1 protein-coding gene is annotated in these 10,673 nt (G+C 72.7%); it reads left to right on the forward strand.

Annotated elements, in window-relative coordinates; all coding sequences use genetic code 11:
* Positions 1 to 17 precede the first annotated feature (17 nt).
* Positions 18 to 10,649 carry an SDR family NAD(P)-dependent oxidoreductase gene (locus OG521_33790; protein ID WUW25465.1) on the forward strand — a complete coding sequence of 3,544 codons (10,632 nt, stop codon included), beginning with the start codon at positions 18 to 20 and terminating at the stop codon, positions 10,647 to 10,649.
* Positions 10,650 to 10,673 lie beyond the last annotated feature (24 nt).

Raw genomic sequence — 10,673 nt, forward strand, 5'->3', positions numbered from 1 at the left:
ACAGGAGGGCATGCTCGGTGAGTAACGAGGAAAAACTTCTCGAGTATCTGCGCCGGGCGACAGCCGACTTGCGCGACATGCGCAAAAGACTCGCCGCCGCGGAGCGCAAGTCCAGCGGCGAGCCGATTGCGATCGTGGGTATGGCGTGTCGTTATCCGGGTGGGGTGGGTTCTCCGGATGAGTTGTGGGATCTGGTGGTGGAGGGCCGGGACGGTGTGTCGGCGTTTCCGGTGGACCGTGGGTGGGATGTCGAGGGGCTTTACGATCCGGAGCCGGGGAAGCCGAATCGTACGGTGACGCGTGAGGGTGGTTTCCTGTACGACGCGGCTGATTTCGATGCCGGGGTGTTCGGGATCTCGCCGCGTGAGGCGTTGGGGATGGATCCGCAGCAGCGGTTGTTGCTGGAGGCGTCCTGGGAGGCGGTGGAGAGTGCGGGGATCGATCCCCTCTCCCTGAAGGGCAGCCGCACCGGCGTCTTCGCCGGCCTGATGTACCACGACTACGCTCTGGGCACCGAGGCCTCGGCAACGACCGGCGGCAGCCTCGTCTCGGGGCGCGTCTCCTACACCCTCGGCCTCGAAGGGCCGTCCGTCACGGTGGACACCGCGTGCTCGTCGTCACTGGTGGCCCTGCATCTGGGCGCCCAGGCGCTGCGGTCCGACGAGTGCTCGATGGCGCTGGTGGGCGGCGTGACGGTGATGACGACGCCGGACATGTTCCTCTACTTCAGCCACCAGCGGGGCATGGCGGCGGACGGCCGCTGCAAGTCCTTCGCGGCCGACGCCGACGGCACCGGCTGCTCGGAGGGCGTCGGAGTCCTCATGCTGGAACGTCTCTCGGACGCCCAGCGGAACGGGCATCCGGTGGTCGCCGTGATCCGGGGAAGCGCCATCAACCAGGACGGCGCGTCGAGCAGCATGACGGCTCCGAACGGTCCGTCGCAGCAGCGGGTGATCCGTGCGGCCCTGGACGGTGCGGGGCTGACCTCCTCCGATGTGGATCTGGTGGAGGCGCATGGGACGGGGACCCGGTTGGGTGATCCGATCGAGGCGCAGGCGCTGTTGGCGACGTATGGGCAGGGTCGTCCGGAGGGCGATCCGATCTGGCTGGGTTCGTTGAAGTCGAACCTGGGCCACACCCAGGCCGCGGCCGGTGTGGGTGGTGTGATCAAGGCGGTGCTGGCGATTCGGCATGGTGTGTTGCCGAGGACGTTGCATGTGGATGTGCCGACGCCGCAGGTGGATTGGTCGGCGGGTGCGGTGGAGTTGTTGACGGAGTCGCGGGCGTGGCCGGTGCGGGATCGTCCCAGGCGTGTGGGGGTGTCGTCGTTCGGTCTGAGTGGGACGAATGCGCATGTGATTGTGGAGCAGGCTCCGGTGGTGGAGGAGCTGGATGTATCGGTGACTGTTGAGTTGCCGGTGGTTCCGGTGGTGTTGTCTGCGCGGAGTGAGGCGGGGTTGTCGGCGCAGGCGGGGAAGCTGTTGGGTGTTTCTTCCGCTTCGTTGTTGGATGTGGGTTTTTCGTCGGTGGTGTCGCGTGGGGTGTTGGAGCATCGTGCGGTGGTGGCGGCGTCGGATCGTGAGGAGTTGGTGCGGGGTCTGACGGCGCTGGCTGGGGGTGGGTTGTCGTCTTCGGTGGTGCGGGGCTCGGCCCGGCAGGCCGGTGCCACGGCGTTCCTGTTCACGGGTCAGGGTGCGCAGCGGTTGGGGATGGGGCGGGAGTTGTATGAGGCGTATCCGGTGTTCGCGGCGGCGTTCGATGAGGTCGTGGGCGAACTGGACGCCCGGCTGGGGCGTTCACTCCGTGAGGTGGTGTGGGGTGAGGATGCGGGTCTGCTGAACGGGACGATGTTCGCTCAGGCCGGGTTGTTCGCGGTGGAGACGGCGTTGTTCCGGTTGGTGGAGTCGTGGGGGGTTCGTCCGGACTTCCTGGTGGGTCATTCGGTGGGTGAGATCGCGGCCGCGCATGTGTCCGGCGCCCTGTCGCTCGGTGATGCGGCGGAGTTGGTGGTGGCGCGTGGTCGGTTGATGCAGGGGTTGCCGGCTGGTGGGTCGATGGTGGCGGTGGAGGCGTCGGAGGCGGAGGTGCTTCCGTTGCTGAACGCTGAGGTGGGGATTGCGGCGGTGAATGGGCCGCGTTCTGTTGTGGTGTCGGGGACGGATGCTGCGGTGCGTGAGCTCGTGGCGGTGTTCGCCGGTGAGGGCCGCAGGACGAGTGCGTTGCGGGTGTCGCATGCGTTCCATTCGCCTTTGATGGAGCCGATGTTGGCGGAGTTTGGGGCGGTGGTGTCCGGGTTGTCGTTCGGTGCTGCGTCGATTCCTGTGGTGTCGGGTGTGTTCGGTGATCTTTCTGAGTCGTGGGGTTCGGCGGAGTACTGGGTGCGGCATGTGCGGGAGGCGGTGCGGTTCGCGGATGCGGTGTCGTTTGTGGTGTCGCGTGGTGTGACGTCGTTTGTTGAGGTGGGTCCGGATGGTGTGCTGTGTGGGATGGCGCAGCAGTCGGTCGACACGGAGCTGGCGGCAACGGTCTTCGTCCCGTTGGTGCGTAAGGGCCGTCCGGAGGTGGCCTCGACGGTCACCGCGCTGGGGCAGTTGCATGTGAGTGGTGTGCCGGTGGACTGGGCCCGGCTCTTCGAGGGCACGGGCGCCCGCCGTGTTGATCTGCCCACCTACGCCTTCCAGCGCGAGCGGTACTGGATGCAGGCGGAGACCGGCGGCAACGATCCCGGTTCGCTCGGCCTGGGCACCACCGATCATCCGCTGCTCGGCGCCACCGTCACTCTTCCCGGAACAGACGGACCGGTGCTCACGGGGCGGTTGTCCCTCGAAAGGCAGCCCTGGCTCGCCGATCACCGAATGGGCGCGTCCGTTCTGTTCCCGGGTACGGGCCTGGTGGAGCTGGCGCTCTGCGCCGGCGCGCAGGTCGGATGCGACGTGCTCGACGAGCTGACCCTCCAGGCGCCCCTGGTGCTGCCGCCCCGTGGCGGCGTCCAGGTCCGGGTCGTGGTGGGCGCCGACGACGGCACCGGCGCCAGGAGCGTCACCGTGCACGCGAGGGACGAGGACGACGGAGCGGACGATGCGCCGTGGACCCTGCACGCCGACGGTGTGCTGGTCCCCGACGTACCGGCGCCTGCCTTCGATGCCGCGATCTGGCCTCCGCAGGGCGCGTCACCGGTGGAACTCGACGATGTGTACGGCAAGTTGGCGACACAGGGGTACGCGTACGGACCGGCGTTCCAGGGACTCGACGCCGTCTGGCGGCGCGACGGCGAGATCTTCGCGGAGGTGGCCCTGCCCGAGGCGGCGGCCCCGGACGCCGGGCACTACGGCCTGCACCCCGCTCTGTTCGACGCCGCGCTGCACGCCTCACTCCTCGACGGGACCGATGCGGCGCCCGGCGACGAGGGGACGGCACGTCTTCCTTTCGCGTGGAAGGGCGTTCGCCTCCACGCCACCGGCGCAGCCCGTCTCCGGGTGAGGATCGCATCGGCCGGTGCCGACAGCGTCACCGTGGACGGGGCGGACACCGAAGGACGTCCCGTGTTTTCCGTGGGTGCGCTCGTCACCCGCCCGGTCTCCGTCGACGCCGCGGCCGGGACGGCACAGCGCGGATCCCTCTACTCCGTGCGCTGGGCGCCGTTCACGCCGGCTGCCGCACCCGAGGTCGTCGCCGTGCCCTGGGACCACCGGAACGACGGACCGGTGCCCGAGGATGCCGTGCTCGTCTGGGAATGCCCGCCGCCCGTCGGCGACCCGGTGGCAGGGGCACACGACCTGACCGCCCGCGCACTCGGAGTCGTACAGGAGTGGCTGACGGACGAACGATTCGCGGCCGGCAGGCTGCTCGTGGTCACCCGGGGAGCGGTCGCTCTGCCGGATGAGACGCTCACACATCCGGCGGCCGCAGCAGTCGCCGGTCTCGTGCGGGCCGCGCAGAGTGAGAATCCCGGGCGGATCCTGCTCACGGACACCGACGGAGGCACCGACAGCGTGTCTTCTGCGGGCGTTGCCGCGGTGGTCGCCTGCGGCGAACCTGAATCCGCGGTCCGGGAAGGCGGGGTGTGGGCGCCCCGGCTGACCCGGGTCCCGCAGGCGCGGGACAGGGCGGACCGCTCACCGTTCGGCGGAGACGACGCGACCGTGCTGGTCACCGGCGGTACGGGCACGCTCGGCGCGCTCGTGGCCCGTCACCTCGTCACCGTGCACGGCGTCCGGCGCCTGGTCCTCACCGGTCGCCGCGGCGCCGACGCACCGGGAGCCGCCGAGCTGCGCGCCGAACTGGCGGGCCTGGGAGCCGAAGTAGCCGTTGCCGCGTGCGACCTCGCCGACCGCGAGGCGGCCCGCGCCCTGGTGGACGCGCACGCGCCGACAGCGGTCGTCCACTGCGCGGGCGTGCTGGAGGACGCCACCCTCGGCTCGCTCACCGCCGGCCGACTCTCCCGCGTACTGCGGCCGAAGATCGACGCGGCGTGGAACCTGCACGAACTGACCGCACACCTCGACCTCTCCGCGTTCGTGCTCTTCTCGTCCGTCGCCGGTGTCCTCGGCAATCCGGGCCAGGCCAACTACGCCGCAGGTAACGCCTTCCTGGACGCCCTCGCCGTCCGACGGAAGGCACTGGGCCTGCCCGGGCAGTCACTCGCGTGGGGGCTGTGGGCCGACGGCGACGGCATGGCGAGCGGACTGGACGGCACCGATCTGCGACGTATGAGCCGCTCCGGCGTGGAACCCCTCGTGCCCGCCCACGCACTGGCGCTGATGGACGAGGCCGGGCAGTCGGACGACGCGCTGCTCCTGCCGGTCCGCCTCGACCTCAGGACCCTGCGCGCGGCGGAGCCGCCGTCAGCCATCATGTCCGGCCTGGTGCACCGCAAGACGCGCGCCACCTCCTCCGTTCCGGCCGGGCAGTCCCGCTCCGGCCTGGCCGCCCTGGCGCCCAAGGAACGGCTGCGCGCCCTGCTCGACCTCGTACGGGCCCAGGTGGCCTCCGTGCTCGGCCACGGGTCCGCGGCCGACGTGGAGCCCGACCGGGCCTTCACAGAGATCGGGTTCGACTCCCTGACCGCGATGGAGCTGCGCAACCAGCTCGCCTCCGCGACCGGACTCAGGCTGCCCGCCACCTTGGTCTTCGACCACCCCAACGCCCGCGCCGTCGCCGGACACCTCGACACCCTCCTCGCCGGCGGCAGCACCGCGGCCGTCGCCTCCGCGGCCGCGACGCCCGCCGACGACGACCCCGTCGTCATCGTGTCCATGGCCTGCCGCTACCCGGGCGGGGTGCGCTCGCCCGAAGACCTGTGGCAGCTCGTCGACGACGGGGTCGACGCCATCACCGAGTTCCCCCGCAACCGTGGCTGGGACCTGGAGCGGCTCTACGACCCCGAGTCCACCCGCACCGGCACCTGCTACGTACGCCACGGCGGATTCCTGCACGACGCCGCCGACTTCGACCCCGGCTTCTTCGGGATCAGCCCGAACGACGCGCTGACCACCGACCCGCAGCACCGGCTGATGCTGGAGGTCGCGTGGGAGGCGATGGAGCGGGCGACGATCGATCCGCTCTCGCTCAAGGGCACCGCGACCGGTGTCTTCACCGGCGCGATGTACCACGACTACGCGGGCAACAGCGCCGCCGGATCACTGGGCCCCGGCCGGGTCTCGTACACCTTCGGTCTCGAAGGGCCCTCGCTGGCCGTCGACACCGCCTGCTCCTCGTCCCTGGTCGCGCTGCACCTGGCAGCCCAGGCCGTGCGGTCGGGCGAATGCGGGCTGGCCCTGGTCGGCGGCGTGACCGTCATGTCGACCCCCGAGACGTTCATCGAGTTCGCCCGGCAGCGCGGGCTGTCCCGCGACGGCCGGTGCCGATCGTTCTCCTCGGCCGCCGACGGCGCCGCCTGGTCCGAGGGCGCGGGCATGCTCGTGATCGAGCGGCTCTCCGACGCCCGTCGGAACGGACATCCGGTCCTGGCCGTGCTGCGCGGCAGCGCCGTCAACCAGGACGGTGCCAGCAACGGGCTCATGGCTCCCAACGGACCGTCCCAGCAGCGCGTCATCCGCCAGGCGCTGGCGAACGCGGGACTCGGCGCCGCCGACGTGGACACCGTCGAGGCCCATGGCACCGGGACCACCCTGGGCGACCCCATCGAGGCGCAGGCCCTGCTCGCGACCTACGGCCAGGACCGCGTCGAGGGAAAGCCGCTTTACCTCGGCTCGATCAAGTCGAACATCGGGCATGCCCAGGCCGCCGCCGGCATCGCCGGGGTGATCAAGATGGTCGAGGCGATGCGGCACGGCGTCCTTCCGGCCTCCCTCCACCTGGACGAGCCCTCGTCCCAGGTCGACTGGGAGACGGGTGACGTCGTCCTGCTGGCCAAGGCGCGCCCGTGGCCCGAGCTGGACCGTCCCCGCCGCGCCGGAGTCTCGTCGTTCGGGATCAGCGGCACCAACGCCCACGTGATCATCGAGGCGCCGGCGCCCGATGCCGCGGAGGCGCAGGCCGTCCCCGACTCGGTGGTGCCGCAGGCCACCCCCGACACCACCGAGCAGACCGGCGACGCCAACGAGCGGAACACCCCCACCCCCACCCCCGTCCCGGTGCCGTGGCTCCTGTCGGCCCGCGACCCCGAGGGCACGGCCCGGCAGGCCGCCCGGCTGCTGACCCACCTGGAGTCCCGGCCCGCCGCGAGCGCACTCGACGTCGCCCATTCCCTGGCGACCACCCGAACCCCCCTGGAACACCGCGCCGCGCTCCTGGTCACCGACCGGGCCCGGGCCATGCACGACCTGGCCGTGCTCGCGGACGGCGGTACCACCGCCTCGGTCGTGACCGTGCAGGACCCCGACTCCGGACGCACCGGCGGCGGACCGACCGCGTTCCTCTTCTCCGGCCAGGGCTCGCAGCGCCTCGGCATGGGCGGGCGGCTGCACCGCACCCATCCCGTCTTCGCGCGGGCCTTCGATCAGGCCGTCGCCGCGCTCGACGCCCATCTCGACCGGCCGCTCGCCGACGTCGTGCGCGAGGACGAGGCCGCCCTGAACCGCACCGGGTACACCCAGGCGGCGCTGTTCGCCTTCGAGGTAGCCCAGTTCAGGCTGCTGGAGTCCTGGGGCGTCCGCCCCGACTTCCTCGCCGGTCACTCGATCGGCGAGCTGGTCGCCGCACACGTCAGCGGGGCCCTGTCGCTGCCGGACGCTGCCCGCCTGGTCGCCGCCCGCGGCCTGCTGATGCAGGCGCTGCCGGAGGGCGGCGCCATGGCCGCCCTCCGGGCGAGCGAGGAAGAGGTGGCACCGCTCCTCACCGCCGACGTCGCCGTCGCCGCCGTCAACGGCCCCGGATCCGTCGTCGTCTCCGGCACCGCCACCGCCGTACGAGCCGTGACGGACCACTTCGCGGCGCTGGGCCGCACGGCCAAGCCGCTGCGGGTGTCCCACGCCTTCCACTCGCCGCTGATGGAACCCATGCTGGCCGACTTCGCGCGCGCCGCCGCCGGGATGACGGTCACCGAGCCGTCCATCCCGCTCGTGTCCACCCTGACCGGACGCGCCGTGACGGCCGCCGACCTCGCCGACCCCGGGCACTGGGTCAGGCACGTGCGGGAGACCGTGCGGTTCGCCGACGCCGTACGCACCCTGGACGAAGCGGGTGTCACCACCTACCTGGAGATCGGCCCCGACGCGGCACTGTCCGCCCTCGGCCCCGCCTGCCTGCCCGACACGAGCACGGCCGCGTTCCTGCCGCTGTCGCGCCGCGACCGCGACGAGGCCGCGGAACTCGTCGGAGCCCTCGCGCTCGCCCACGTACGCCATATCCCGGTCGACTGGGCGGAGTTCTTCGCCGGGAGCGGGGCCGACCGCGTCGACCTCCCGACGTACGCGTTCCGCCGCGAACCGTTCTGGGCGCTGCCCGAGCGGGCCGGGGCCGACCTCACCGCCGCCGGCCTCGGCACCACCGAACACCCGCTGCTCGGCGCGGTCGTGGCGCTGCCCGACGGCGGCGCCCTCCTGACCGGCCGGCTGAACCCTGTCGAACTTCCCTGGCTCGACGACCACGATCTGCTCGGGACCCCCGTCCTGCCCGCCGCCGCCTTCGCCGACCTCGCCCTCAGCGCGGGAACAGGAACGGGCTGCCCGCGGCTTGACGAGCTGACGGTGACGGCCCAGCTGACGTCGGCGGCCGGCCCCGGCTCCGAACTCCGCGTCTCCGTCGGTGCGCCCGCGGACGACGGCCGCCGTACGGTCGACATCCACTCCAGGAAACAAGGCGCGCAGCCGGAGGACGACGACGCGGCCTGGGTCCGGCACGCCCGGGGCGTCCTCGCCCCGGCCGCCACCGAGCCGGCCGCGGACACGGCCGCCTGGCCGCCGCCCGGCGCGACCCCGGTGGACCCAAACACCCTCTACGACCGGCTGTTCTCCCTCGGCCACGGACACGGCCAGGCCTTCCGTACCATCGGCTCCGCCTGGCGCAGCGGGGACGAGCTCTTCGCCGACGCCGTACTCGGCGAGGAGACGGCCCGGGAGCAGTGCGCGCTGCACCCGGCCCTGCTCGATGCCGCCGTCCAGCTGGCCCGTTTCGGGGCCCTGCCCGCAGGCGAGGAGCCGGGTGGCAGCGCGCCGCTGAGCCCCGCGGCCTGGACGGGCGTACAGGTGCACCGTCCCGGCGCCACCGAAGTGCGGATACGGGTCCGCCCGACCGGCCAGGACCGCGCGTCGTTCCACATCGCGGACGCCGAGGGACGGCCCGTCCTGACGGCCGAGGACATCGCGTGGAAGCCCGTCACCGCCGCCGAACTGACCACCGGCTCCCCCCTGGGCGCGCTGTACCGGCTGAAGTGGGCGCCCGCTCCCGTCGACATCGCCGACCTCGGCACCAGGACCGCCGTCCTCGCCGCCGCCGGCCCCTTCGACGACCCGCGCACCGGCCTGCCCTTCCAGACCTTCGACCCGCGCCACCCGCTCGACGGGGACGCCCCCGACTTCGTCCTGCTGCCCCTGGCCGCTCCGGCCGGCGACGAGCCGGACGCCGTCCGCACGCACACCGCCGACGTCCTCTCACACATCAGGGAGTTCCTCCGCCACGCGCCGGACCGGGGCACGACCAGGCTGGCCGTCGTCACCCGGCACGCCGTCGCGGCGGGGGACGAGGCGCCGGACGTCCGGCACGCGGCCATATGGGGCCTCGTCCGGGCCGCGCAGAGCGAACACCCCGGACGGTTCGTCCTCGCCGACGTGGACGGTCTGGAATCCTCGGCGACCGCGCTGCCGGACGCCCTCGCCACCGGCGCCGACGAACTCGCCGTCCGAGGCGGCACCGTACTCGTACCGGAACTCGTCCTCGCGGAACCGGACGGCGGCGCGCCCGCCCCCGCGTCCGGCGGCACGGTACTCGTCACCGGCGGACCCTCCACGACGGCCGCCGCACTGGTCCGACGCCTCGTCACCGAACTCGGCGCCGGCCACGTCCTCGTCGCCGGCGGTACCGCACCCGGGGAGACGGACGCGCTCACCGCAGGCACCGATGCCGCACTGACCGTCAGCGACTGCGACCCCGCCGACCGGGAAGCGCTCGCCGCTCTCCTGTCCGGCCTCCCCGGCGACATCCCGCTCACCGCCGTCGTCCACACGGTTCCCGCCGGGGAAAGCGCGCCGATCGGCGAACGGACCCCGCAGCTCCTCGACGAGGCGCTGCGCCGGCATGCCGACGCCGCATGGAACCTGCATGACCTGACGACCGGTCTCGGCCTGTCGGCCTTCGTCCTCCTCACCTCGGCCCACGGTCTCGTCCATGGCGCCGAACAGGCCCACCACGCCGCCGCGCACACCTTCCTGGACGCCCTCGCCCGGCACCGGCACGCCCTCGGCCTCCCCGCCACGGCGCTCGCCCTCACCCCGGAGGACACCAACGCCGGTGCCGGGCTGCTGCCGCTGACCGCCGAGCGGACCACGGCACTCCTCGACGAGGCGCTGCGCACCCGGGCCGCCGCACTGTTCGCCCTCCATCCGGACCAGGGCGCCCTGCGCACCCTCGCGGGCAGCCTGCCCCCTGTACTCGGCACACTGGTCCGCACGCCCGGCCGCGCCGGGACCCGTCCGGGCACGGGTCTCTCCGCCGCCGCCGAACTGCGCAGCCGCCTCGCCGGCCGGAGCGAGGAGGAGCGCGGCCGCATGCTGCTGGAACTCGTCCGCTCACACGTCGCCACCCTGCTCGGCCACCCCACACCCGAGGCGGTCGGCGCCGACCGGGCCTTCCAGGACCTCGGCTTCGACTCACTGGCCGCCGTCGAACTCCGCCGCCGGCTCGCCGGCGCCACCGGCCTCAGCCTGCCCGCCAGCCTCGTCTTCGACCACCCGGACTCCCGCGCCGTCGCGGCGCACCTCACCGGACTGATCGACGACGGATCCGGGGAACAGGACGCCTCCGAAGCACTGTGGGCCATGCTCGACCAGCTCGACGCGAGCCTCACCGCCGCACAGCCCGACGCCGGGGCCCGCCCGCGCATCACCTCCCGGCTGGAGGCGCTTCTGCGCCGCTGGCAGGACACCCACGGCGACGCCGACGGCCGTACCCGAGACGAGGACGACGCACTCGACTCGGTCACGGACGACGAACTCTTCGACGTGCTGGACCAGGAGATCGGACTCCTCTAGCCCCACCGACAAGGCCGCCGGGGC

The organism is Streptomyces sp. NBC_01463, assembly GCA_036227345.1.
Lineage (GTDB): Bacteria > Actinomycetota > Actinomycetes > Streptomycetales > Streptomycetaceae > Streptomyces.